General features: G+C 65.7%; 25 protein-coding genes and 1 pseudogene. 11 read left to right on the top strand and 15 right to left on the bottom strand.

From position 1 onward, the window contains the following. Positions 1 to 26: 26 nt before the first annotated feature. Positions 27 to 1193, bottom strand: a complete 1167-nt coding sequence (locus IEY26_RS12955; protein WP_188979594.1) for a sensor histidine kinase — start codon at positions 1191 to 1193, stop codon at positions 27 to 29. 182 nt (positions 1194 to 1375) lie between these two features. After that, positions 1376 to 1717 (bottom strand): ArsR/SmtB family transcription factor, encoded by a 342-nt coding sequence (locus IEY26_RS12950; RefSeq protein WP_188979592.1) that lies wholly within the window; start codon positions 1715 to 1717, stop codon positions 1376 to 1378. A 117-nt stretch (positions 1718 to 1834) separates the two neighbouring features. Between IEY26_RS12950 and IEY26_RS12945 the strand changes: the two genes are divergently transcribed. Next, positions 1835 to 2416, top strand: a complete 582-nt coding sequence (locus tag IEY26_RS12945) for a response regulator (RefSeq protein ID WP_188979590.1) — start codon at positions 1835 to 1837, stop codon at positions 2414 to 2416. 43 nt (positions 2417 to 2459) lie between these two features. Beyond that, entirely contained in the window at positions 2460 to 3956 is a 1497-nt protein-coding gene (locus tag IEY26_RS12940) for an ATP-binding protein (RefSeq protein ID WP_188979588.1), read from the top strand. Between the two features lie 23 nt (positions 3957 to 3979). Here IEY26_RS12940 and IEY26_RS12935 read toward each other — a convergent pair whose 3' ends face one another. Then, the gene (locus IEY26_RS12935; RefSeq protein WP_188979586.1) at positions 3980 to 5632 is read right to left on the bottom strand and encodes a long-chain-fatty-acid--CoA ligase; all 1653 of its coding nucleotides are present in this window, start codon (positions 5630 to 5632) and stop codon (positions 3980 to 3982) included. 169 nt (positions 5633 to 5801) lie between these two features. On the opposite strand from IEY26_RS12935, the gene IEY26_RS12930 reads away from it, so the two are divergent. After that, complete coding sequence (locus IEY26_RS12930; protein ID WP_188979584.1) at positions 5802 to 6290, top strand: TRAM domain-containing protein; 489 nt, start codon at positions 5802 to 5804, stop codon at positions 6288 to 6290. A gap of 128 nt (positions 6291 to 6418) precedes the next feature. On the opposite strand, the gene IEY26_RS12925 is transcribed toward IEY26_RS12930, so the two are convergent. Further along, complete coding sequence (locus IEY26_RS12925) at positions 6419 to 7549, bottom strand: AI-2E family transporter (protein WP_188979582.1); 1131 nt, start codon at positions 7547 to 7549, stop codon at positions 6419 to 6421. 177 nt (positions 7550 to 7726) lie between these two features. Continuing rightward, positions 7727 to 8059 (bottom strand): DMT family transporter, encoded by a 333-nt coding sequence (locus tag IEY26_RS12920; protein ID WP_188979863.1) that lies wholly within the window; start codon positions 8057 to 8059, stop codon positions 7727 to 7729. 209 nt (positions 8060 to 8268) lie between these two features. On the opposite strand from IEY26_RS12920, the gene IEY26_RS17800 reads away from it, so the two are divergent. Together IEY26_RS17800 and IEY26_RS12910 are read left to right on the top strand one after the other, a co-directional pair. Next, on the top strand, positions 8269 to 9060 hold the full coding sequence (locus IEY26_RS17800) for a TrmB family transcriptional regulator (protein WP_188979580.1): 792 nt from the start codon (positions 8269 to 8271) through the stop codon (positions 9058 to 9060). A gap of 538 nt (positions 9061 to 9598) precedes the next feature. After that, positions 9599 to 9958: a hypothetical protein gene (locus tag IEY26_RS12910; protein ID WP_188979578.1), complete on the top strand. Its 360-nt coding sequence runs from the start codon at positions 9599 to 9601 to the stop codon at positions 9956 to 9958. A 189-nt stretch (positions 9959 to 10147) separates the two neighbouring features. Here IEY26_RS12910 and IEY26_RS12905 read toward each other — a convergent pair whose 3' ends face one another. Then, the gene (locus IEY26_RS12905) at positions 10148 to 11050 is read right to left on the bottom strand and encodes a winged helix-turn-helix domain-containing protein (RefSeq protein WP_188979576.1); all 903 of its coding nucleotides are present in this window, start codon (positions 11048 to 11050) and stop codon (positions 10148 to 10150) included. 548 nt (positions 11051 to 11598) lie between these two features. Then, on the bottom strand, positions 11599 to 11805 hold the full coding sequence (locus tag IEY26_RS12900) for a hypothetical protein (RefSeq protein WP_188979574.1): 207 nt from the start codon (positions 11803 to 11805) through the stop codon (positions 11599 to 11601). Between the two features lie 50 nt (positions 11806 to 11855). Here IEY26_RS12900 and IEY26_RS12895 point away from each other — a divergent pair, with 50 nt between their 5' ends. After that, a complete protein-coding gene (locus tag IEY26_RS12895) occupies positions 11856 to 12071 on the top strand; it encodes a hypothetical protein (protein WP_188979572.1) in 216 nt (71 codons plus the stop codon). Positions 12072 to 12683: 612 nt separating this feature from the next. Further along, positions 12684 to 13349 carry an HD domain-containing protein gene (locus IEY26_RS12890; protein WP_188979570.1) on the top strand — a complete coding sequence of 222 codons (666 nt, stop codon included), beginning with the start codon at positions 12684 to 12686 and terminating at the stop codon, positions 13347 to 13349. 270 nt (positions 13350 to 13619) lie between these two features. Here IEY26_RS12890 and IEY26_RS12885 read toward each other — a convergent pair whose 3' ends face one another. From IEY26_RS12885 to IEY26_RS12860, 6 genes are all read right to left on the bottom strand, one after another. Continuing rightward, the gene (locus IEY26_RS12885) at positions 13620 to 14579 is read right to left on the bottom strand and encodes an FAD-dependent oxidoreductase (RefSeq protein ID WP_229774113.1); all 960 of its coding nucleotides are present in this window, start codon (positions 14577 to 14579) and stop codon (positions 13620 to 13622) included. A gap of 202 nt (positions 14580 to 14781) precedes the next feature. Beyond that, positions 14782 to 15951 (bottom strand): ABC transporter substrate-binding protein, encoded by a 1170-nt coding sequence (locus tag IEY26_RS12880; protein WP_188979567.1) that lies wholly within the window; start codon positions 15949 to 15951, stop codon positions 14782 to 14784. Between the two features lie 263 nt (positions 15952 to 16214). Beyond that, positions 16215 to 16493, bottom strand: coding sequence for a hypothetical protein (locus IEY26_RS12875; RefSeq protein ID WP_188979565.1), 279 nt, complete (start codon positions 16491 to 16493; stop codon positions 16215 to 16217). A gap of 537 nt (positions 16494 to 17030) precedes the next feature. Further along, complete coding sequence (locus IEY26_RS12870; RefSeq protein WP_188979563.1) at positions 17031 to 17585, bottom strand: hypothetical protein; 555 nt, start codon at positions 17583 to 17585, stop codon at positions 17031 to 17033. A 38-nt stretch (positions 17586 to 17623) separates the two neighbouring features. Further along, on the bottom strand, positions 17624 to 18382 hold the full coding sequence (locus tag IEY26_RS12865) for an ABC transporter ATP-binding protein (RefSeq protein ID WP_188979561.1): 759 nt from the start codon (positions 18380 to 18382) through the stop codon (positions 17624 to 17626). Further along, a complete protein-coding gene (locus IEY26_RS12860; RefSeq protein WP_188979559.1) occupies positions 18379 to 19269 on the bottom strand; it encodes an ABC transporter permease subunit in 891 nt (296 codons plus the stop codon). Before IEY26_RS12860 ends, IEY26_RS12865 begins: the two co-directional genes overlap by 4 nt. Before the next feature lie 138 nt (positions 19270 to 19407). Between IEY26_RS12860 and IEY26_RS12855 the strand changes: the two are divergent. The 4 genes and pseudogenes from IEY26_RS12855 to IEY26_RS12840 form a co-directional block, all read left to right on the top strand. Further along, positions 19408 to 19925: pseudogene (locus IEY26_RS12855) on the top strand (DDE-type integrase/transposase/recombinase); the annotation flags it as partial. Between the two features lie 99 nt (positions 19926 to 20024). Then, positions 20025 to 20741: a DUF4129 domain-containing protein gene (locus IEY26_RS12850; protein ID WP_188979558.1), complete on the top strand. Its 717-nt coding sequence runs from the start codon at positions 20025 to 20027 to the stop codon at positions 20739 to 20741. After that, positions 20738 to 22705 (top strand): DUF58 domain-containing protein, encoded by a 1968-nt coding sequence (locus IEY26_RS12845; protein WP_188979556.1) that lies wholly within the window; start codon positions 20738 to 20740, stop codon positions 22703 to 22705. The genes IEY26_RS12850 and IEY26_RS12845 overlap by 4 nt, the downstream gene beginning before the upstream one ends. 29 nt (positions 22706 to 22734) lie before the next feature. Beyond that, positions 22735 to 23199 (top strand): DUF7519 family protein, encoded by a 465-nt coding sequence (locus IEY26_RS12840; RefSeq protein WP_229774112.1) that lies wholly within the window; start codon positions 22735 to 22737, stop codon positions 23197 to 23199. Positions 23200 to 23697: 498 nt separating this feature from the next. Here IEY26_RS12840 and IEY26_RS12835 read toward each other — a convergent pair whose 3' ends face one another. Both IEY26_RS12835 and IEY26_RS12830 read right to left on the bottom strand, forming a co-directional pair. Beyond that, on the bottom strand, positions 23698 to 24318 hold the full coding sequence (locus IEY26_RS12835) for a hypothetical protein (protein ID WP_188979554.1): 621 nt from the start codon (positions 24316 to 24318) through the stop codon (positions 23698 to 23700). Positions 24319 to 24505: 187 nt separating this feature from the next. Further along, positions 24506 to 25084 (bottom strand): helix-turn-helix transcriptional regulator, encoded by a 579-nt coding sequence (locus IEY26_RS12830; protein ID WP_188979553.1) that lies wholly within the window; start codon positions 25082 to 25084, stop codon positions 24506 to 24508. Positions 25085 to 25134: the final 50 nt, after the last annotated feature.

The following is a 25134-nucleotide window of genomic DNA, read 5'->3' as shown; positions in this document are numbered from 1 at the left end:
AGCCGCGCGGAACCCCAATCCGCGAGTCACGCCGCCGTCTCGACCCCGGTGAACTCGAAGCGCGCGCCGCCGGACTCGCTGTCGGTGACGGCGACGTTCCAGCCGTGCGCGTCCGCGATCTCCTCGACGATGGCGAGGCCGTAGCCCGTGCCGTCGTCGCGCGTCGAGTAGCCCGAGTTGAAGACGAGCTCGCGGTCGTCTTCCGGGATGCCGACGCCGTCGTCGGCGACCGCGAACCCCTCCGGCGTCGTTTCCACGCGGACCGTGACCGCGCCGTCGCCGCGTCCGTCCGGACTCCCGCGAGAGTGTGAGTGAGCGGCGGGAACGCCGTGTTCGAGCGCGTTCCGGAAGAGGTTCTCCAGAAGCTGCTGGAGGCGGCTCGCGTCCGCGGACACCCGCCCGAGGTCCTCGTCGAGTTCGAGGGAGCCGACGCCCGCCCCCTCGACCGCGCGCCACGCGTCTTCGGCGACGGCGGCGAGCGCGACCGGCTCCGTCTCCTCGATGGCGTCCCCGGCGCGCGCGAGGTCGAGGAGGTCGAAGACGATGCTCTCGATGCGGTCGAGCGCGCCTTCCACGCGGTCGAAGTGCTCGGCGTCGCCGTCCTCGCGCGCGAGGTCGAGGTAGCCGCGCGCGGTCGTGAGCGGGCTGCGGAGGTCGGGGGAGACGACGCTCGCGAACCGCTCTAAGCGCTCGTTCTTCCGGATGAGCTCGCGCTTCCGGTCGACCTGCCGGAGCGCCGCCTCCACGTTCGTCGCGAGCACCTGCGCGAGCGACTGGTCCTCGTCGTCGAACGCGCTCGTCGTCGCCGACCCCGCGACGAGGATGCCGTGCTCGCCGAGCGGGAGGAACATCTCGCTCCGAATCGGGGTGTCCGGGTTGTAGACGTCCGGGTCGTGGCGGACGTCCTCGACGACGGTCGGCTCGCCGGACGCGTAGACCCGCCACGCGATGCCGTTCCCCTCGGTGAACGTCGGGAGGTCGCCGACGAGTTCCTCCACGTGCGGCGTCGACGCCACCGGGACGAGCCCCTCGCCGTCCTCGTAAAGGTGGATGGCGTTCGCGTCCAGACCGAGGACCGTCGACGCCGCTCGAACGCTCACGGTTGCGACCTCCCGGTACGTCTCGGCCTCCATCAACTCCCGCGTCGTCCGATGCAACGCTTCGAGCCGCCGGACGCGGGTCGCATCCTCCATTACCTAGCCGTTCGGCGCGACCCCGTAAAGACCTACTGTCAGAAATATGCTATGACGTGGTCCACTCCGTTTTGCCGACGCCCGCGGAACGACGACGCAGTGGCGAGTGACCGGGTAGACGCCGACTCGGACGCGGGCGTCGACGCGCTCGAAGGCGTGCGTCGGTGGATTCTCCTCGACGCTCACTCGGCCCCCGGACAGTGAGTGCCGACGGCTCGCTCCGCCGTTTCGGTCGTCCCGCTGCGATTGGTGACGACGACGATGCGGGCCTCGCCGTCGTCGATGGTCAGCCGGAGTTCCTCCAGCGTGCACTCGTAGACGAACTGATTGTTGTTGTCGTCGTTCAGTCGCGGGACCGACCGGAGGAGTCCGGCGTCGACGAGGCGGTCGAGTCGCCGGTACAGCGTCGACTGCGGCACGCTGGAGCGTTCGTGGATGGTGTCAGCGGTGACGGGACCCGCGCTCGCCGCCGCGAGAATCGTCACTGCTGTCTCGTCGATGATATTCAGGGTCTCCGACTCCATCGACTCGCTAGACGAGGACGAGAGAGGTTAAGACCGCGCCCATTCCCGGTTGTGGGAACCGGGCCGGTAACCAAAACACATCTTTTTGTCCCCGCGGTAGTTAGCTTCCTGATATAGATGGGAGAGTGCACGGTACTGGTCGTCGACGACGAACCGGCGTTCCTCGATTTGGCGCGCCGGTGGCTCGGGGATTCCTACGACCTCGTGACGGCCGAGAACGGCGACGAGGCGCTGGACAGCCTGAGTGAGCGCGTGGACGTCGTTCTCCTCGACCGGCGGCTCCCCGGCCGTTCCGGGTCGGAGGTCCTCGCCGAAATCCGCTCGCGAGGGGTCGACTGCCGCGTGGTGATGGTGACCGCAGTGCAACCGGAGCTCGACGTCGTCGACTGGGAGTTCGACGACTACGTCGTGAAACCCGTCACGGAGGGCGACCTGCGGGACGCCGTCGAGCAGATGTGTCGGCGAGCCGACTACGACGCGGTCGTACAGCGGTACTTCGCCGTCGCGTCCAAAGTCGCCGCGCTCAAGGAGAACCGGAGCGCCGACGGCCGCGCCCCCAGCGGCGACCTCCAGCGCCTCGAAGCCCGCCTCCAGGCCGTGACGGAGCGAGCCGACGACGCGCTCGACGACGCGTTCGACGACGACCGAACGAGGCAGTTCTACGGGAACCAACCCGACGGAGAGAGCGGTGAGGAGTGAATCGGGCGACGGACTCACACCGACCTCGGCAGAGGGGCGCGACGTGACGGGCGACTCGAGCCGCGAAGACGCGACCGTCCACCTCGCGGTCGCCCACGACCGAAACCGACGCCTCCTCGAACGCGCGCTCAGTGAGACCTACGACGTCACGACCGGCGGCGTCGAGAATACCGCCTTCGACGCCTGCATCGTCGACAAGCGGGCGTTCGAGCGGTCGTGGGACACCCTCCGCGAGCGCGTCCGAACCGCCGACCCGGTCTTCCTCCCCGTCCTCCTCCTCACGCCGGACGGCGACCGCCTCGGCGCGGACGCGTGGGACGTCGTCGCCGACGTCATCGAGACCCCGGTTCGGCGACACGCCCTCCGCCACCGCCTCGGCACCCTCCTCGACTACCGCCGCCTCACCCGCCGACTCGACCACCGGCGCGCGCGAGAGGCAGAACGGTTCCGCGCGCTCTTCGAGTCCGCGCCCGACCCCATCGTCCTCACCACCCCCGGGGGCGAGACGACCGCCGCGAACGAGGCCTTCCGCGACGCGTTCGACGTCCCGGAGGGGTCCCTCATCGGCCGCCCGCTCTCCGCGCTCGGATACGACGCGGCGGCGCGCGCCGAGGCCGTCCTCCGGCGCGCCGAGGGCGACACGGTGGAGCGCGAGCGCTTCGAGTGGGCGGCTCGCGGCGACAGACTCGTCACCGAACTGCACGCCGGCGCGGTCTCGCCGGTCGGCGCGACCGAAGAGCGCGTCGGCGTCTTCCACGACGTCACCGACGTCGTCGAACGCGAGGAGCTCCTCGCCAAACAGAACGAGCGCCTGGAGACGTTCGCCGGGATGCTCGCTCACGACCTCCGCAACCCGCTCACGCTCGCCATCGGCTACCTCGACGCCGCCCGCGAAGACGGCGACGCCGAACACTTCGACACCGTCGAAACCGCCCTGTGTCGCATCGAGGAACTGCTCGACGAGGCCGTGACGCTCGCCCACCACGGCGAAACCGTCATCGACCCGGACACCTGCGACCTCTCGACCGTCGCGGAAACCGCCTGGACGCACGTCGACACCGACGACGCGACCCTCTCCGCCGATACCGGCCTCACCGTCGACGCCGACGAGAGCCGACTCACAGAACTCTTCGAGAACCTCTTCCGGAACGCGGTCGAACACGGGTCTCCCAGCTCTCACTCGCAGGCTCGCGAGAACGCGGTCGAACACGGGTCTCCGAGTTCTCGCGCCCGCGGTGACGACGTGGATGACGCCGGGGCGCGCGGTGGGTCCGTCGCCGTTCGCGTCGGCGACCTCGCGAACGGCGAGGGGTTCTTCGTCGCGGACGACGGCCCCGGCGTCCCCGCGGCCGACCGCGAGGACCTCTTCGAAATCGGGTACACGACCGCCGACGACGGCACGGGGTTCGGGCTCGCCATCGTCCGACAGATCGTCGACGCGCACGGCTGGACTGTCACCGTCACCGACAGCGAGTCCGGCGGCGCGCGCTTCGAATTTCGGTTTTCCGGCGTCGCGGCGGAGAACGAGACCGAGGACTGAGGGGGCGCGAGGCTTCGCCGCGTTCAGCGGCTCCCGGGTGCGGATTCGCTGACCTCGCGCTTCAGTTCGTCGTCGATGAACTCGTCGACGAGCGTCTTCTTCGAGAACTTCCCGGTGGAGCCCTTCGGGACTTCGTCGATGAAGCGGATGGCGTCGGGAGCCCACCACTTCGGGTACTCTTCGGCGACGTAGGCTTTCAGCTCCTCGCGGAGCTCGTCTTCGTCGAAGTCGCCGTCGACGACGACGAAGGCGACGGGTCGCTCGTCCCACTGCGGGTGGTCGACGGGGATGACGGCGGCTTCGGCGACTCGCGGGTGGCCCATCAGGCGGTTCTCGACCTCGACGCTAGAGATCCACTCGCCGCCGGATTTCACGAGGTCGTCCACGCGGTCGACGACGTCGACGTAGCCGTCCTCGGTCACGCGGACGATGTCGCCCGTGCGGAGCCAGCCGTCGTCAGTAACAGAGGACTTCGTCTTCTCGGGGGCGTTGAAGTATTCGGTGGTGACCCACGGGCCCTTCATGAGGAGTTCGCCGAGGGACTCGCCGTCCCACGGGACCTCCTCGCCGTCGTCGCCGATGACCTTCATCATCACGCCGGGGCTGGGGAGGCCGGCGTGCGCGCGGAGCTCCGTGAGGTCGTCGCCCTCGTAGTCGCGGGTGTCGGTGCGGTGTTCGGCGACGTGCGTCACCGGGGAGGTTTCGGTCATCCCGTAGCCGACGACGAGTTCGGCGTCGAGTTCCTCGCGGTAGTCGTCGATGAGTTTCGGCGGCGCGGCGGACCCGCCGGACATCACGTATTCGAGCGAGGAGAGGTCGGGGTCGGCCTCGCGAGCGTACTGGAGGAGGCCGCGCCACACGGTCGGAACGCCGGCGGTCTTGTTCACGCCCTCGTTCTCGACGAGCGACGCGATGTCCGCGGGCTCGGGATGCGGTCCCGGGAGCACTTGCGTCGCGCCGGACGCGACGGTGGCGAACGGCCGTCCCCACCCGGAGACGTGGAACATCGGGACGATAGTCAACTCCGTGTCCGTGTTCATCAGGCCGAGTTCGCCGGTCATGATACTCATCGTGTGCCCCCAGTACATCTTGTGCGTGTACTCGACGCCCTTCGGCTTCCCGGTGGTCCCGGACGTGTAACACATGCCGGCGGGCTGGTCCTCGGAGACCTCGGGGAACTCGAAGTCGGGGTCGCCGGACTCGATGAAGGACTCGTAGTCCGTGACCGGGTCGAGGTCGGTGTCGGGGACTTCGTCGCCCATGACGACGAACTGCTTCACCGAGTCGAACGCCTCCTCGTCGTACGCGGCGTCGAGTTTCTCCACCATCGTCGCGTCGACGAAGAGCAGGACGTCCTCGGCGTCCTCGACGATGTGCTGGATGTGGGAGTCCGGCAGGAGGATGTTGATCATGTGGAGCTGCGCGCCGAGACAGGGCACCCCGAAGTAGGTCTCGTGGTGCCAGTGGTGGTTCCACGCGAACGTCGCGACCCGGTCGCCCTCTTCGACGCCCCACTCGTCGAGGGCGCTCGCGAGCTTCCGCACGCGGTCTGCGTACTCGCTGTACGTGTAGCGGTGGATGCCGTCGTGCGTCCGGGAGATAATCTCCTGGTCGCCGAAGACGTTCTCGCCGCGCCACAGGAACTGGTGTAGGGTCATGTCACTGCCGCCTGGCATACCCTCACATTCATCACGGTTGTTTAAATAAGTCCGTGTCTGGGTAGCCAGCGGTAACTCTCGGGGGGCGTACGGACGCCGATTCGCAGCGGGCTCGCCGGCGAGCGTTTCGACTGGTAACGTCGTCGAATCCACGGGGATTTTTACGCTGTGACGCGTAGCAGGCGTAATGACTGAGATATCTGATTCGCTTCGACTGCTGTTCGAGACGTCGATTCAGGAGGAAGCAGACGAGTACACCATCACGGTGCCGAAGGAAGTCGTCGAGAGCGGGTCGCTGTCCGTCGACGAGACGTACCGCGTCGCGCTCCTCGCGTCCGCGGCCTCGAACGCGTCCGGGAACGCGACGGCCGCCGAGCGGTCCGCCGGGACGAACGCCGGGAAGGCCGCGTCCTCGCCGTCGTCGTCGCCGTCCGCGAACGACGACCAGGACCGCCGCGGGCCGCGCGGCCAGCGTCCGCCCGTCGAGGAGGGCGAAGTTCGCTCGGTCACCATCGACACGCTCGGCGACAAGGGCGACGGCATCGCGAAGGTCGAACGCGGCTTCATCGTCATCGTCTCCGACACCCAGCCCGGCGACCAGGTCGACGTCGAAATCACCGACGTGAAAGACACCGTCGCGTTCGCCGAGCCGGTGAGCGAACCCACCGTCCGCTAACGCGGCTCCTTCTCTCTCGCAGCTATTCCTTCGCGTCCGTCCGCGAGCGCCGACGCCAGCCGCGCCGCGTCCCGCCCCAGCAGTGCGTGTACCGTCCGAGCGGCGCGTGCGACTGTGGCTCTTCCGGATCAGGCGAAGTCGTCGAGGCGGCGCTGGTCTGGCGGCAGTGTGTCACTGTCGCCGTCCGTATCCGCGTCGGCGTCGACGTCGTCCTCGTTGAGGAGGCGGGGGAGGGTGGTGGTGGCGAAGGTGAGGCCGGCCACGAGGAGGATGGGGGCGAAGAAGATGCCGTAGAAGCCGAGAACGACGGGGCCGATGGTGTAGGCGAGCATGAGGAGGCCGACGTGGGTGTTCTTCCCGCTGAGGATGGGGCGGAGGAGGAGGTCGGGGATGGTGTCGACGACCACCACGGCGACGACGAGGAAGGCGACGACGTAGACGAGGAGGGACTGGTCGCCGCCGAGGACGACGGGAAGGGCGGTGACGGCGGCGAGCGGGAGGTAGACGATTTTCATGCCGACGACGGGGATGAGGCTGGCGACGCCGGTGAGGACGCCGGCGAGCGCGGGGTAGGGGATTTCGACGGCGGCGGGCGCGATGAGGTTGTAGAGTTCGAACGCGCCGATGGCGATGAGGGAGATGGCGATGACGTTCAGGAGGTTGCCGAAGAGGACGGATTCGAGCTCGGCGTCGACGGCTTCGAAGTAGTCGCGGATGACGCCGTCGTCGTCGAAGCCGAGGAGCCAGTCGCGGACGCGGTGGCCGTCGACGAGGAGGTAGTAGGTGACGATGATGACGACGAAGAGCCCGAGGAAGAAGTCCGAGACGAGGGAGGTGAGGAAGGCCGCGTGCTCGCTCGCGAACTCGATGAAGGGCGCGAACTCGCCGGCCTGATAGGCCTCGTAGAGGCCGTGCGCGCTGAGCTCGGGGATGCGATCGATGCCGTCGAAGCCGGGGAAGGCCGCGGCGGCGGTCTCGACGACCGCGTACTGGTCGACGAAGTGCCGGGCTTCGAGGACGAGGAGAACGGCCGCGTAGGTCGTGAGGAGGAGGAGCGGGACGGCGAGGGAGACGAGGACGGAGACGGCGCGGACGCGCCGCGGGAGGTGGAGGCGGCGGAGCGCGTGGAAGTAGCGGCGCGTGGAGTAGTAGAGGAAGACGGAGACGGTGAGCGGCGCGATGAACCGGTAGGCGAGCACGGCCAGCGCGACGGTGACGAGCAGGCCGAAGGCGGCGACGACGGCCCGTTTCTGGTTCACACCGATACTGACTCCGCGGAGCGAGTAAAGGCTGTGGGGGAGTCGTCGTAGTGTTTCGCCCGAGCGATTCGGGCGACTGTGGTCGTGACGCCGACGCGGAGGAGAGTGATGCCGCAGACGCCCGCTGGCTGTCCCTCCGGCGAATCGCCGCTCGGTCCCGAGACTCCCGTTGGCGGGCTAGTGAGCCGACATCTCTGAGAGGATATTCACACAGTAGACCCCGGCGATGATGAGTAGGAGGCCGACAATGCCGATGGAGTCGATCGGGTCACCGAACACGACGACACCGACCACTGCGACGCCGACGATACCGAGCGCGGCCCACGTCCCGTAGACGACGCCGACTGGGAGGTCTTGGAGCGTTACCGACAGGAGGTAGAACGCGAGCCCGTATCCGACGACGACTCCCACGCTCGGCACGAGGTTCGTGAACCCGTCAGAGAGTTCGAGAGCCGTCGTTCCGAGGAGCTCGGAGAGTATTGCGCCGGCGAGCACGATGTACGGATTCATGGGTGGGATTGTCTCCTCGTGTACGTTTGGTGTTCTGAAACGCGGTGTCACTTGCAGCAGGTTCCCGTGGATATATGCTCCCTCGGTCTGACTACCGTCCCGATTGAGACCGATGAGCAAGTCTCGCGACGACGGCGCTCGACGTGGGTGCCCTGTCAGTCGTGTCGAACCGTCGATGCGGGGAATCACGAACCGCGGTCCCTCCGAGGATGACGGAACTCACTGAACTCGGCCTCTCGAGTTACGAGGAGCGAGTCTATCGGACGCTGCTCGTCAGCGGTTCGACGACCGCGGCTGCACTGTCGGACGCGAGCGGTGTACCCAGAGGCCGAATCTACGACGTCCTCAACGATCTCGAGACGCGCCAGCTCGTCCATGCGAAATCGACAGAGCCGACGCGATATACCGCGGTCGAACCGGATGCCGCTGTGTCGACACTTCTGGCTGAGCGAACTGCCGAACTCCAACGCGAATGGGTGCGGTACTGTGAGGTTGCTTCGGCTGTTCGGTCGAACCTTCTCCCGACTCGACCGGTCGAAGGTAACATCTGGCTCGGCTCGCTCGGGAGCGAAGAGATGCAGGTCGCGCTCCGAGAACACATGCGGACAGCGACGTCGTCAGTCCAGGCAGTCGTCGGGCCCCCGTACGAGAAGGCCCCGTGGGAGACGCTCGAACGGGAGGTGGACGCGTTCTTCGCCGGTGCCGAGTCCGACGTTTGTGTCTCCCTCCTCCTGAGCGAACAGGTTCTCGACACGATTCCCGATTCGTTCTTCGAGCGCTTCGACGTCCGCGACGGTATCCGAATCCGCATCCTCTCGGGTCTCGAACTCTCGTTCGACGTCGTGGATTCCGCGACCGCGACGATCGACATCCCACATCCGTGGATGGACGCCGACCGCCTCGGTGTCGTCGCCGTGCAAGACAATACCGTTCTGGATGAGCTCGAACGCCACTTCCAGACGCTCTGGGGCGACGCGGTCCCGCTTCCCGAGACGAAGTAGGGCGACGAGGAAACGACCCGTCCGAGCGACCCGAACACCCCGTACCCGTTCGCGATAAATCGGAAGAACGGTCCGTGTCACGTCCTTCGAACCGGACGGCGGTATCGTTCTTACGCCGACCGTCCTCCGTTCGCGCTCCAAGGAACCGATGCGAACACCCCCTTCGAAACCTACCACCCCTTCCAGTCCACAGTATCCGAGCCTCTCGACCCGGTACGGCTGCACGACCCGTGAAACCAATCCGACGATCTACGTCGCTGAAGCCGATCTCGCCCCGCCGTGCCGGAAGGACGATGCGACTCCGATGGACTTCGGGGTAGCGGCCTGCGCTGTCGAACGAGGCACGGACGTCGGTTTCGGTCCGTACACGAAGCGGATCTGATCGCAGACAGAAGGCACTTGTTACCACGAGATCATCTTTTAGAGCATGAAGCGCCGCGACGTTCTCGCAGGAGTAACCGCGCTTACCGGGGCGGGAAGCGCAACAGCCCTCCCCCCGAGTACTGACGACGCAGACGGCTCCCCTGACGATGCGTCCATGACCGGAGAACAGCCGGTCCGAATCCGCGTCTCGAACACGCTATCAGGCGACGCGCGGGCTTCGATTACGGTGGCATCAGACGGGAAAGAGTACCTCGCAGCCACTCTGTCCAGTCCGGCCGACGAACTCCAAGAGATCACCATCCCCATCCCACCCGGCCAAACGTACACACTGGACGTCGACGTCAGCGCGAGCCTCGACAGCCCCGACGCAGTCACGCTCGGTCGTGACACCGTTCGAGCGAGTGGCTCCTCGCTATCGACCACAGACGACCACCGGTTCACGCATTCGGGACCGTCCACGCTTCGCGTGGTGATCGGCGGGGAGTCCTTCCTCAACATCGAATCAGACGGATAGCACCGACTGCGCCTCGACATAGTCGTAGGGCGCGATGAGTGACGGCTCTCGCCCGCGGACTGACAGGCCTCGTGTAGCACCCAACCCGCCCGGTCGCTTTAAGAGCGACTGCTCTCGACGTGTGGAGTGCCCGGACTGCAGCGGGTCACAGATGTCTCGAGGAGCCGACCCAGTGCTGCCGCGCATATTCTACGGGGCGTCTGACTGACCCTCAGTCGACCCTGTTCGGTGTACTGTGATGTGGCCGTTCTCAGAGATCTCGCCGGAGAGCGATTCCCCATCAAGGGTCAGGGTGTACTCGATCTGGACGGGGTCGTCATCGAGGACTACCAGTTCTGCGTCATCACGGACGAACGGGCTCTCCCAGACATGGTCGTCCTGAGGGGAGTGACCGTGGCGGTGACAGAACGCGGCGACTTCCGGATCGACGAGCAGGCAGAGATCGACCGGGCCCGCGATTTGAGCGCCACACGACTCACAGTCCCCCTGGAACGCCGGCCGAGCTGCTTCGGCCGTCCGGATCTGACTCGAGACCGGGTCAAAACACTCCGGACAGACACCCGCTAACGCCTGTTCGACTGCTTGAAGGGCGAGTAACTCGGCCAAGTCAATGAGCCCGGGGAGGTCCAGGCTCGCAGTGGCGTTTGGCGGCACGCTCCAGGTAAAGAGGGTGTGGTCGTTTGCACACGACACGAGACAGCGTCCATCCTCGTACGTCGCCACTGCCGGTCGGTGACACTCTGGGCACTCGCTATCAAGCTCGACGGGCCCCAGTGACTGGTCGCCGGTGAACGTGCCCGCGAGGATCGCAGCGATGACTCTATGCCCGGCGTGCGTGAGCCGGTATCCCGCGTCCGTTTTCTGCACGAACGTGTCTTGTAGCTGTTTGAGATGATATCGGAACCGTCCGGAGTCCTCAACGTCAACCCGTCGACGCAAATCGGCGAACCCGAGGCTATCGTCACCTAGTTGTCGTTGCTGGGCGGACAGCTCCCGGAGGATATCCACCCGGAGAGGGCTACTGAGTGCAGCGAACGCTTCGGACGGAGGAGACCGGCGGCTCTCTGCGTCCCCGCTAGGTTCTTCGGACATCGGGATGCCTTGAGACGCCGCCAGTGGCGCGTCTCACCTCCAGTAACAGACGTATTAATGGCGTACTGTAAATATGTCGGTCAGCTCTCGGTGACGTTCGATTTCGATACGGGACCGTCGTAAACGAGCCGGGAAAGTACGCATCGACGTCGATCGGCGTCATCCCGATTCCGAATACACTGACGGCCACCAGGCGTGGTGATCCGGTCAAGAGCCCGGGCATCGGTGGTACTACGTCGAGGACGATTCCAGGCGTTCCCAGCCCCGACACAGACGCTCGCTCAGACCCAGATGGGTTCACCGCGAGTTGCTTCTCCGCTCCGCCCCCGTCGACCCCACTGATCCACAAGATAGGACCGCGTGGACGCCGACGAGAGCCGCCGTCACGCCACATGGGAGAACCGCGGCGTGGGACCCGAGAGGGCCCCGTCGGAGAGCAGCCGCTCGAGGCTGTATAGTGTGCTGTATCCCCGCGAAGAGGGGCGCGGGAACGCCGCCACTGCTGTCTCTGCGTGAGCCCGTGAGACTGCTGCTCGCGAGCCGCCGCGTTAGTGGCAGCGGGTGTCGTCGTCAGTTGCTCTGCCGGCTGTCGAGGATGCCGTGGCTGCGAAGACGGTCGCTAAGACGGCCAGCATGAGCGGTTCAATCCCGAGCAGGGGCGTGTTAGTGAGCGCGAGCACGATGCAACCCACCGCGAACGACCACAGGGCGATCGTAGTCAGCGAGTGCGTTCGGAGCCAGTTGCGGAGACGCATACCGGAATACTTCGGAGACTCCATCTTAGTCGCTTGGCGAAATAATCTTCATGATCAGTGTTCCGACGGAGCTGCCGGAAGCCCGCTGTGAACGGCTGGGGCGTGTCGTTCTGGGCGAGGAGTTGCTCTTCGATGTCGCCTTCTGGATGACCTGCTCCGGAGACCGAGTTGCGGTCCGCGGTGAGGCGTACTGGCAGGGCGACCAGGGCCGCTTCCACCACGCCTCCGGTGACGTCGACGAGCCCTATCGGGCCTACGGCCGGTGACGTCTCCGAGGCGGAACAGGGGATTCCGACGGGGACAGACGCCGTCGCGCCCGATATCGGTCCGGGCGTCCTCATAGCGTGTCCGACGACAGCCGGCGACCAGTACTGGTACCGCGGCCAGGAGCTATTTCGGTAGTTCTGCGAGACGACCGAGCACACCGCCGACGCCGGAGCGACGCTACCGGCGGGACAGCACGCCAGTGAGCGAATCAACCGGCGCTATCAAACGCGCCCCCGCCCGCGGGATCACGCCGCGAACGCACCCGTGACCTGGTTGCGCGACTCCACGACGACGGCGTCGGAGCCGTCTATCACGGCGACGCCACTGGCGTCCTTGGCGGGCACCGGCCGGTCGGGGCGACGCTCAGAGCGCTTCCGTCTGGGCGCAGTGACAGTGCCTCGACCCGCGCACGAACGCCTCCGAGGAGTACGGCAACGGGGTGGCTTCGCTCTCCGAAACGTGGACCGCGCCGCGTCACGGGCGGCCGTGTACGCGGAGCGGATGTCGACCCGCTGGTCGCTCGCTCTTGGATAGCGGGGAACTCCGTTACCACTGGACCCGCTGTCCGAACAGACATAATGGATAAGCGCCCTGCAGTGACTGTTGAGAATATGCCCTCCGAGCTAGGTCCACTCGCCCGAGAGGTATCGCGCTCGTATTACGAGGCCGCCTTCCCCGCGCACGATATGTTCCATGCAAAACGGGTGCACGATATCTCGCAACAGCTCGCGGACGAGCACCCCCAGGACGTTGACCGAGACGTGCTAGCCGCAGCTGCGTGGTTTCACGATATCGGACGGCCACTCGAACGTGTCGGGGAGATCGACGACCACGACGAGTGGGCAGCTAACGAAGCCACGAGCCTGCTCGAGGCCGAAGACGTGAGGCCTGACCAGATTACCGCAATCGAGCACTGTCTCCGAACACACAGCATCCGAGCAAGCTCCCCCGACCCTGAAACGCTCGAAGCAAAGCTCCTCTTCGATGCTGATAAGCTCGATGCGACTGGTGCGGTCGGACTCATCCGACTCGCCTGTATCGTCGGTGAACGCTCGGGGCGTACTGGCGATCGGTATGCGGTCATCGATGACGCATCCACGCTCAGCACAGGCCGCCCAGAAGTGCCAGACATCGAACTCTTACGTGACTGGGCACGCGAGCGACTTGATGCGCTATATACCGACCACGGCCGGCGTCTTGGAGCGTCCCGGTGGAGCTTTATGGAATCCTTCTTCGAGCAGTTCGCTCTCGAAACCACCGCGGACGCAGAGCAGTAAATAGCTGTCGTGAGGAGGTGGTTTCCCCGACCGACAGGCGGGTTTCAGCAGGAGGAACGCTCAGATCGGTGGGTGGCCGGGGCCTGCTCTCCCCGTGTTCTCGGTAGGGCTCGCACCGCTCGCCGCTTCCGCCCCCTGCGTCGCTTGCGACTGGCCATCCCGGGCGGGTCGGCGCGCGGTTCTGGTATTCCGTCCGGGGCGGCCGTACGACACGCTTCTCGCACCGCGACGCCACGACCTAGCTGACTGCTCGACGTGAGATCGTGTGACTCAGTTAGCGACGTTCTCCTCCTCCAGCTCCTGTACGTACTCACGGAGGCGCTCGTCGTCGAGAACGTCGAGGAGGAGTTCGTCGTCCAGACGTTCCGCCCACCGTCGTTTCGCTCGCTCCTCCCGTCGCTCGGCTTCCCCACGGTCCATGTACGACGTCTTCATGTGTTTGACGTCCTTCTCTCGGACCTCCCTGAGGCGATCTGGGTCGATGTCGTGGTCCGCTGGTACTCTGTGCTTCCGGAATCGCTCGTTCCACGCCTCTTCGTCGTCCCAGTCGTGGTCCACAGTGGATCGGGGCCAGTTCCAAGACCGGTGGGCTGCGACCTTCTCCCAGTACCCCTGATCGCGGCGGACGTCGACGACAACGGCCGTTCCGACTTCCATCCCGTTCCCTGCCGCAGTGAGCGCCTGCGTCCCTCGCCCCACTTGTGCGCCGGCGACGTACAGCCCGTCGACCGGCGCGCGCCCCTCCTCGTCGACGTAGTCTAGTGACACGTGTTCGTGCACGTCCCCGTCTCCGTGCTGGTGTGATTCGAACATCTCGTCCTCGTCGTCCAGTCCCTCGAGGTAGTCGCGGTCGTACGTCGTCGCCGCGACGACGCGGTCCGCATCGACGGTGCGGCCTTCCTGTGTCTCGACGCGGAACCCACCCGCTTCGCGCTCGTCCACCGAGAGGACCATATCCGAGACGACGGTGCCGCCCGCCTCCTCGACGTGTTCGTGTATCAGCTCGTAGAACGACTGGATGTCGACGCCCCAGGGGAATCCGAGGTAGTTCTCAAGGTATGCACACCGGCTGAGTGCCGACTTCCCGCGGTCGAACACGACGGTATCGAGGCCGTACTGGGCGGTGTATAGTGCGGCGGCGGACCCCGCCGGACCGCCACCGACGACGACGACGTCGACGTTGCCGTTACTCATGCTCGTCTCACCCTCCTCATTGTTCTCTCCCGCCATATTTTTAGGCTAGACTAAAAAATTATAAGTGTATCGGTTCAGGTGATCTGATCACGTGAGCGCCCCGTTAGGCGGCGAAGCGCCCGCACGTCGCCTTCTCGAAGATCCCGAACGCGAGACGCACGAAGCGCGATACCGCCCGCGTCTATCACACGTCGAGACTCGTCTCCGCGACGCGGGCTCCGGCGACGGCGCGCGACGATCACCGCTCCGTGATCACGTTCGCGAGCCTATCGCGGTCGAATATTTGCCCGTCCGCAAACCGGTCCGGGTAGTAGAGACCGGCGTACCGTTCGAGCATGAACAGGTTGTGGAGCGGGCCGCAGAAAATCGGCCCGCCACGGAAGATCTGATCGTTCTTCACCGCGGATAGCTGGCTGCCGACCTCGTGCTCGCGGACGTGTGACACGATCGACTCCTCGAACGCCTCGCGGGTTCGCGCTTTGCCGCGATACCGAAGAAGGAGCGAGTCGGGGTCGATTTCGAGAAGCGTCTCGTAGTCGATACTGCCACTATCGCTGGTCGAGAACCCGCTGACATCGGTATCGGCGAACGCATCAGTGATTCCTAGCGTACGGAAGTGTTCCTTGTTCGCACCCTTCCCCGAGAGACGGTACGGGTAGAACTCCTCGGGCTCGTCTGGGGCATAGAGGAGCAGTGCGTCGGGCCGCTGGTCGGCCGCCGGGAGTCCCGCTTCGATAGCCTCGACCGTCTCCTCGTGTATCGATCGGATGGCTTCGAACCGCTCGCGTTCCTGCACTACGGCCGCGACCTTCTCGAACGCCTCGTACAGCGTGTAGTATCGGTAGTCGTGCCACGGGTCGGTCCGCCGGAAGATGACGTTCCCGAGGAATGGCGCTACCCCCTTCGAGATCTCCTCGACGTCTGCGTCCGACCAGCTGTCGAGAATCCGCGTCAGCCAGTGCGGGTCCATGAGGTGAAGGTCCGCGTCCATCTCGTAGAAGACCTCCTTCGAAACACCGCTCTTCTTGCTCGCTAACTGAGTCAGGCTGCTCAGATCTATCGAGACGCCGTCGAGCTCGTCGTAGTGGGTCGTTAGGTACTGGCGGCGGGTTCGGATGGATTCGACTGTATCGCCGTGACCCAGTGCGACCAGCATGTCGATGTACGTCGGGTCACACCCCGCGATTGTCTCGGGGACGCGGTCGAACGTGACGGTACCGGTCGGTTCCATGCGAACCGTGTACGTTTCGTCCGATGTGGCGCTTGCCGCGGACTCAGTCGCCGTGCGCGTTAGATCTGCTCCACCGTCTGCGCAGCCGGCCAGGAGTGCTCCACCGACGATCGTCCCGCCGCCCTTCACGAAATCTCTGCGCGTCGGCATCTCGTACGTGGTGGCATCTTGTGCCATAGTTTTAGGCTAGCCTAAAAACCTATAGTCCTTACTGTCCGTGTCGCCTGTTGGCAAGAACCGCTTTCGATCTCGGGTCGGAGTGTGGTCGAAACGGCGTACCGTCACCCCGGTCGGCGCGTAGCGGATTCGCCATCGGCAGCTTCGGCTGCGGTCTGGGCGGGTGTCGTGGTCTCCGTGGCTGTCGACGCGGGGGGCGTCTCGGAGCCGGCCTGTCCCGGACACCCCCGAGCGGGCCACCGCCGGTCACTGCGCACACCCACCTAACCGATTCGCGTGATCGGCTCGAGGAACGCTCTCGGCGAGCGCGCGATGGCACTCGTGTCATGGGCGACTAGATGACGTCGCCGGAGTCGTTGAGCATCACGCATACGCGTGGCTTCGGCGGCGTACTGCTGGCACGTTTCCACGTCGTCGACGCGACCACGGTCGGTCAACGCGGCGTCGACGGCGGCGCGGAGCGCCGAGTGGAGAGCGGAACTCGTCTGGCGGGCGGCGATCAGTCGACGGCTCGCACAGTCGGTGCTCGACAGCGCCGGCATCACTCGTGCCGTCCTCGACGTGACAGTCGAGAATTGATCCGGTCGAATACTCATCCGATCGTTCAGCAGTCCGATTCGAATAGAAGCACAGCACCCGAATTATTTTCAACATGTACGCTGAACTATGAGGCGTGGGCGAGAGTGAATACCAGCGATTCTATCGAGGTCGAGTCGGACCGGTGGGTGAAAGCTTCATCGTGGGTGTCCTCGTCCTGTCGTTCCTCACACTAGTTTTTCTGTGGGATGGGCACTCGTTTCGGGAAAGCCTACTTACAGCTGCTGCGTTAGGGACTATCACCGCTTTCCTCCGCTACCTCGTACACGATTTAAAAGGGCGGAGATAATCGCCGGGAGACACGCGACTGCGAGGGGGGCTGTGCCCGCCTGCTCCGATACCGCCACGGCTCGGAGCCTTCACGTCGACGAGACTGCCCCAGAGTTGTTGCGTCACGGCTCGTGGGTCGTGGAATCGGTCGGTCCACGCACCTGCTGAATGAACTGTCGTTTTTAGCACCTGATTCTCGGCCGTCCCCCTAATCAGAACGAGGGGAGTAATCCTTTTGACTGGATCGCCACCTCGACTCGCGGGAGATACGCCTCGAAGTTCGAGTTCGTATCCGCCGCATATGTGAGGATCGGGGCGTCGAACTCCCCATAAACGTAGTAGGTGCTTGCGCGGACGATGTCGTCGCCATGGATCTCATAGGTCGCCGTGACCGCCTGTCCGCTGTCGAGTGGCTGTGTGAGCGGGTCCTGCGAGACGCTATAGGACGACCGACTCTGGACGGTTATCTTCGAACTCTTTCGATACTCCTCGTTCCAGAGGATCGTCTCCGAACCCGAGCTCTCGTCCGCGGGGTCGGTCACCGTCGAGAGCTCGAGCATGCCGAGCGGCCAGAGGCCCGTGTTCCGAACTCGGATCGGACGTTCGGCGGTGTTCGTAAGCGTGAATCTGAGGCGGGCCGGACTCTGGATAATCGCCTCCGAGTCGAGGATTTCGACGTCGAGCTGGAGCGGCGACGGATCGGACGTGACACGCGCGTCCGCTACAGTGTATTGGGTCGCCCCGAGACAGCCGGCCAGTCCAACCATCGAACCTCCCGCGAGCGTCCCGAGGACCGCGCGGCGTCTCATCGTCCGCCCTCTCCCGAGGTCGCGTTCACGTCGGGTGTATCCGTGTAGGCGACGAAGACGTCCTCCATCGATGCGTCCGCCTCGAGGTCGACCGCGGACCGCAGCTCGTCGAGCGAACCCTCGGTAACGAGCCGGCCGTGGTGGAGGATGCCGACGCGATCGCAGACGAGTTCGACTTGGCCGAGGACGTGACTGGAGAAGAAGACGGTCGCACCCCGGTCGTGTTCCTCGTGAACGATCTCGCGGACTCGCCTGACCCCGTGCGGATCGAGTCCGGTGAACGGCTCGTCGAGGACTAATAGGTCCGGACCACCGACTAACGCCATCGCGAGCGCCAGCCGCTGGCCCATCCCTTGCGAGTACTCTCCGGCCTCCCGGTCAATCGCGTCGGCGAGGCCGACACGCTCCAGGACGCTCTCGGGATCGTTCGTCGCGTGCTTCGTGTCGATCACGAACTCGAGGTGCCGGCGACCCGTGAGGTCCTCGTAGAGGCTGAAACGGTCGGGGAGGACGCCGACGCGACCGTGGAGATCGACCACGTCCTGCTGGGGATCGAGGCCGAGCACCTGCATGGAGCCGGACGTGGGTCGGAGGTAGTCCATCAGGAGGCCGATCGTCGTCGATTTCCCCGCGCCGTTCGGCCCGAGGAAGCCGTAGATCTCGCCATCACGAACCGTGAGGTCGAGGCTATCGACGGCGACCTGATTCCCGTAGCGCTTCGTCAGGTCGACCGTCTCGATGGCGGGCCCGCTCATGCGAGGTCACCCCGCGAGAACCGGTAGCGAGCGACGGCGAGCGGGATCACGATCCACGCGAGGAGGATACCGAGCCCGACCACCTGCTGGAGATACCACGGGATCTGATGTGGCGGAAAGGTCGCGTCGACGACGAGGATGTTCGTGTTCGTCGCTGGCTTGAGTTTGGTGAGTACGTTCGCGTAGTTCGCCGCGGAGTTGCCGACGCCGAGCAGCCAGTTCGAGGCGACGTGATACGCTCCGTTGGGGGAGAGCCGAACGAGGAGGAAGAGTAATCCGGACGCGGGCGGCGAGTACGGGTTCACGGGCGTTCCAGTGATTGCCGTGAAGAGGGACTCAGCGATCGTCGTCCAGAGGAGAGTCAACAGGAGGTACACGCCGACGAAGACGATGGCGACCGCCGTGACGGTCCGCGAAGCGAGCGCGGAGACGCTCGTCGCGACCGTGACGAGAGCGAGGACGAGCACGCCGGTAAGGACGACCTGCCCGGTGAAGAGGAGGGGGTTGAATACGCCGTAGCTCAGGAGCCCGATTACCGCGAGTGCCAGAAAGGAGAGGCAGACCGGCCCGTAGATACCGGCCGTCCGGCCCACGATCTTGCCGAGGAGGATGTCCGTCCGAGTGAGCGGGAGTCCGAGAACGAACTTGATGCTCCCGGAGGTCCGTTCCCCCACGATTGATTGGTAGCTGAGGAGGAGGACGCCGAGCGGGAGGAGGAGTTCGGCGGCCACTTGGACGTACGCGACGGTGATGTTCGGTCCGAGGGCGTCCCAGCCGACGTAGCTCGGGCGGTAGGCCCATGGAACGAGGAGGAGGGCGAGCAGCCAGACGCCCCTGGAGGTGGCGATGCTGCGGCATTCTTTACGTGCGAGCGGGGACCAACGCATCACTTGAACGAACTCCTACAACCACCATATAACTTGTCACTCAAACAATGCTATATGTGCGAGGGCGCGGTCTAGTTGAGTCAGTTCGAGAAGTGGACAGGTCGTCGAGTCAACCGACCGAGATGCTCGCAGACCGACAGCGAGTGCTATGACGCGGATTTAGAAGACACTCGGGAGAACGAGCGGACGGCGACGCCCACTCGGGCGGTCGCCGTCCGCCTCCATGAAACCGGTCGTTCGCTCCGCGAGACACCAACGATCTTAGCGGAAGTAGGCGTTGAACGCTCGCACGCGGCGGTTTGAAAGTGGGTGCATCGGCTCGCTGACAGCGGATGCGACCCGGCTGAAGCGCGGCCGAAGCGGGTCGCAGTCGACGAGACTGCTGTCAAGATCAACGGCGAGTGGTCTCGGCTGTACGCTGCCAGAGACACCGAGAGGAGGTTCATTCTCGGCGTCACGTTGTTTGGACGGCACGGCACCGCTCGGCGGCTGCGTTTTTGCGCCGGCTCAGCGAGAAATACGCCCCCTCAGACACTGTGCCTCTCGCGGACCCATTCGAATATCCGACTTCGCTCGCTCGATTGGGATCGAGCGGTCGGGTCGACTACACCGAGCGAAACCTCACCGGAAAGCGGTTCACTCCCTCGAAACTCCGGGCTCCGAGCGACACGTCGACGTCCCCACCCGGGCCGCTCGCGAACAGTATAATTCTTATCACGTCACGCCGCTAAACGATACCACGTGCGCAGCCAGATATGAACCGCTCTCATCTCGCAGCCCTCCTCATCACCGTGTTCGCGCTCGCCGTCCTCGGAGCCGCAGCTGGGACACTGCACTCCGCACACCCCACCCGCTCCCATTCCCCGGGCACTCCGGGGTCGCCCGGGACGGGTGGTCCAGCGGGCGCGTCCCCGAACCCTGCGAACCCGTCAGGCGGCCAGTCATCCAGCCACTACTTCCTTCCGCAACTCAACTTCTCGTCCGAGGCCACGACCGGTTTAACCCACGCGACGAGTGGGCTCGTCCGCCTCGCGATCGCCGTGCTCCTCCTCCTCGTCAGTGGGGGCCTCAGCCTCTGGTGGCTCACCGGTGACGATGGAGCCGCCGCCGTCGAACCGACGACGACACCCACCGACCATTCTGTCAGCGAAATAACTAGATCCCGGCCACCGGACGCGGCGCACGCCCCCGCAGACAATGACGTCTATCGAGCGTGGCAGGCGATGCTCGCGATCGCCCATCCGGACGACCACCGCCACAAGACGCCGAGCGAGCTCGCACACGCTGCCGTCGACGCTGGCCTCCCCGAGTCCGCCGTCCGAACCGTCACGCGCCTCTTCCGAACCGTCCGCTACGGCGACGCACCGCCGACGCCGGACCGAGAACGCGACGCCCAGCACGCCCTCCACACGATACAACGCGCCGACGGCGAGGGTGAGACTGACGACGAATCCGAACCCGCGAGCGAATGACACGACCACGCCGTTCACTCCTCATCGTTGGTCTCGTCACGAGCCTTCTGGGCGTGTTCCTCCTCGCCGCGCCGTCGCTCGGTAGCGGGTTCGTTCCGGCCGGAGTCGGCCGCGCCGCACCGTTCGCACTCGGCGGTGTCGGCGTCCTCCTCCTCGCCGGCATCTACGTCCTCACGGGCGTTCTCTCATCGGCCCCCGACGAGGGGGGCGACACGGAGGGGCAGTCCCCGGAGACGCCGACGCCCGAACGCCGCCCCCGCTACGCGTCTCTCGGCGAGTCGTTCGCCCGCCGCCTCGACGAGGTCTCCTGGACGGACCGCCGCGAAACCACGCCCGCGGCCCGACGCAGCCTTCGTGACGATCTGCGAGCGATGGCGAGACGGGTGCTCGCCGACAGCGACCAGTGGTCACGCAGTGAGGTCGAATCCCGCCTCGATACGGGCTCCTGGACACCAGATCTGGATGCAGCGGCCTTCTTCACCGACGACGTCGTCCCGGAGCTCTCCGTCCGACAGCGGCTTCGCTCCGTGTGGTCGCCGGAGCCGGTGTTCGCCCGTCGGGCGCGGCACGCTATCGCCGCCCTCGCAAACCGCGCCACGGACACACCCGTCACCCCCGATCTCCGTGAAGAAACGACCGCCGGTCAGTCGCCGTCACCACCCGCTTCGGTGCGAGCGTACTGGGGACCGGGTGCGGAGACGGCGCGAGAGCGCCGGTCGAGTCGAGCCGATGGGGTCGTCGTCGCCGCGCTGGCGCTCGGCGGCCTCGGCATCCTCACGCTGACGCCCTCGCTGCTCTTGCTCACGCTCTTCGGCGTGGTCGTCGCCGGCTACGCCCGCGTCGCCACCCCACCGACGGACTCAGTCAGCGTCTCCCGCGTCCTCGACGTCGAGGCACCCGCGCCCGGCACGGAGGTGACGGTCACGGTCAGCATCGAGAACACGGGCTCGGAGACGCTCGCGGATTTACGCGTCATCGACGGCGTCCCGCCCGGGCTTCGCGTCACCGAGGGTTCGCCGCGATTCACGACCGCCTTACGGCCCGGAAAGCGAGCCTCCTTCACCTACTGCGTCGAGGCCGCGCCCGGCCGCCACGCGTTCGAGCCGATGCTCGTCATCACGCGCGACGTCACCGGACTCCAGCGCCGCGAGGCCCTCGCCGAACCCGCCCCGACGACACTCACCTGCCAGCACCCCCGTCGGCCCGCCGCGACCGAAGCGCATCGCCGCCGCACGACACGCTTCCCGGGGGTGTCGCGCTCGAACACCGCGGGTGCGGGCGTCGAATTCCACTCCGTCCGCGAGTACCGACCGGGCGACCCGCTCTCGCGCGTGAACTGGAAGCAGCGAGCGAAAACGGGCGAGTTCACCACGATTGACTTCGACGAGTCACGACTCACGCGCGTGGTCGTCGCCGTCGATGCGCGCCGCGAGACGTATCAGACCGTCGGACGCGACGCGGACACGCCCCTCGTTCGCGCGAGTATCGCAGCAGCACGCGACATCGCGATGGCGTGCCTCGACGACCAGATTCCTGTCGGATTGCTAGCGGTGTCCCCGCGGTCCTGCTGGCTCGCGCCGCACGCAGGGGCGACGCACCGCGACCGGATCCAGACGCAACTCACGGAGAACGACGCCTTCAGCTGGACGCCGCCCGCGGCCGACTTCGACGTCGAGCGCGCGCTGGGGACGCTTACACGGCAGACACAGACCGCGACGCAGGTCGTGGTCGTCTCCCCGCTGATTGACGAGGAAATCGTCCAGTTCATTCGGTTACTCGACGCGCACGGCTACACCGTCTCCGTGCGCTCGCCCTTCCCGACTGAGGAGGGAGTGTCGCTCTCGGCCGGAGAGGGCTACGCGGTGTTGATGCGGCGGTTCCGCATCAACTCCCTCCGGAACGCCGGGATTCACGTCCAGACGGAAGGCACACTCGAACCAGCGGGTGCGGAGGAAACATCGTGATGCGACGTCGACGGACGCGAGTACCACGGGTGAGCGCTGGGATCTCACTGGCCGCCGCGATCGTCGTACCCCTCGTGATCGCGGTCTCGCTTCCAACGCTCGTCGGCGGCGTCCTCGGCGTCTGTCTCCTCGCGGCCGGCCTCTCTCGGCAGTCGCGCTTGCTCGTCGATAGCGGCGGGGTGGTGTTCGTCGGCGGACTCGTGTTTGCGAGTCTCGCGGGAGTGGCTCCGAGCCTCGTACTGACTGCGGCGGTTCTCACGATGGTCGCGTGGGACGTCGGACGGAACGCACTGGGGATCGCCGCTGAGGTCGGCGACTCTCCCGCTACGACTCGGATCGAACTCGTTCACGCGATCAGTAGTATCGTCGTCTTCGCCGCCGGATCAGGTATCGGCTACGCCGTGTTCGTGAGCACGCTCGGTCAGGGGTCCGTGTGGGCGCTCGCGGCGCTCCTCGTCGGCGTGTTCGCGTTACTCATCGCCTTACGTGCGTAACAGCCGAACACCGCGGTTCGTCCAGATGAGCGCCGACGCCGAAGACGTAAGTCGATGAGAACCCCCGTCGGTGAGAGCGGCCCCGTTTCTCTGTTACCGACGGAGGGGGTGAGACCGGTGGTGCGTACAGAGAACCGGTTCGTCGAACACGCGTCCCCTACGGTGCGCCGATCGTTCATTCGTCGACGAGCGCCGCCGAGATCGTTCACACGGCGGCACCACCGGAGTATGTGGTCGGCCAGTACTGCTCGTAGACGTGCGGGATGCTAACCGCGATGGCGAGCTAGAAGGGACGCGGCAGACGACGTCCCAGTCCGGTACATCGGGTAGGTGGTGAGCAGTGCCGCGAAGACGGAGACCACGATAACTGTACGGTCTCTCGTCGGCTCCGCTTTGAGACGGGTACCCAGCGACGCGTCGTTTGTCATACGTCACCCAACGGAGCCACGGATGGAGGTGGTTGTGCGGCTTCGCCGAGTCGGTGCGGGACCGACCAGGTCACTCGGCAGGTACCTGGGTCGTGTTCCCTTCTTCGGTGACTGCGGTCTGATTATCCGAGGCGAGACGGACGGAGATGCCCTCGGGGTCTACGTTTCCGCTGCTGACCGCGATGGTGATCGACCCGCCCGTTTCGAACTCGGTCGGTTCGCCAGTATCGACTGAGTGGTACTCGCCGGATTCGACCGAGAACGTCCCGTTGCTGGTGACCGGGGTCGGTTCCTTGACGTCGCTCACCCGCTCACCGGCGGGATTGTCGAGGTGCACGGTCGCCAGGACGCGTGCGCTGTCGGGTTCGTCAGCTAGCTCGACCGACACCACGACCCGGTTCTCATCGGGCTGTGGTGCCCACACTTCGAAGTGAACGGGGGAATCGTCCTCGAAGTGGTTTCTGACGGTGTCGTTCTTCCACGCGACCTGCCACGCCGTCTCTACTTCTCCAGCGCTCAGCCGGTCGTAGGGGTCGGTGACTTCGACTGTGTAGTTGGCGGGCGATGCGTCGGCTGCCGGCGACTGTGCGGTAGCCGCCGACGGGCTCGGGCCGATTGACGCCGCGACGGCACCGCTCGCTCCGAAGGCGAGCAGCGTGACGACCGCGAGCGTGAGTGCTTTGCGTTGCATGGTTCGGTTGCTTGGAGCGGCGGACCGGGACCGGAGGGCCGTACCTGCGAAGCAGTCAGCGGGACCTGGGCCGGGGCGTCCCGGTTCGCCGCAGTTCTCCATTGGCTGAAAGACCTCTTAGGGCTTGATTGGAAACACGCCTGAAAACGGTTGGAAACGCGTTTGAGGCGCGTTTCAGCTGCTCTCGCTACTGGAGGCGTATCGTGTTCCCCATGCCGCTCCGCTTTCGCTCGACGAGCCCCCTGTTCTCGAGCTTATCCAGTGTTCGACTGACCGTCGCCTTCGAGAGGTCGGTCTCTTCGACGAGTTCGCGCTGCGGGCGTTCACCACCCGCCTCGATGAGTAGCGTGTAGACGGTCGCTTCGTTGTTCTTCAGGGACTCGGCCGTCTTCTCCCACTGCTCGCGTCGTGAGCTCCCGTCCTCGCCGTCGCGCTCACCGCCATCGCCGGTCTCGGTGCCGCCGTTCGGTTCCGGTCGCGGGTGTGACTCGGGGTCTGCGTTCCCGAGTTGGTCTACCAAGCGGTGTGCCCGGTCGTGGAGGACGAGATACGTCGCGCTCGCCCCGCTGAGGACCGACGCAACGACGACGACCGCGACGTCATCATACGCGAAATACTGGCCGACGCGGGCCGTCTGCGTCCCGCTTTCGCCGAGTGACACCACGATTGGTAATGGCGTAATCAACTGGACGGCGAGAACGAGGACGGACGCGACGAAGACCACCGCCGCGAGGAGATGCACGTTCCGGAGGGCGGGGCTGTCCATACCGGCTGATACCCCGAACGACGGTTTAATAGTTATCGTTCTCACGCCCT

This window comes from Halocalculus aciditolerans, assembly GCF_014647475.1.
Taxonomy (GTDB): domain Archaea; phylum Halobacteriota; class Halobacteria; order Halobacteriales; family Halobacteriaceae; genus Halocalculus; species Halocalculus aciditolerans.
This window is presented reverse-complemented; position numbering and strand designations above follow the sequence as displayed.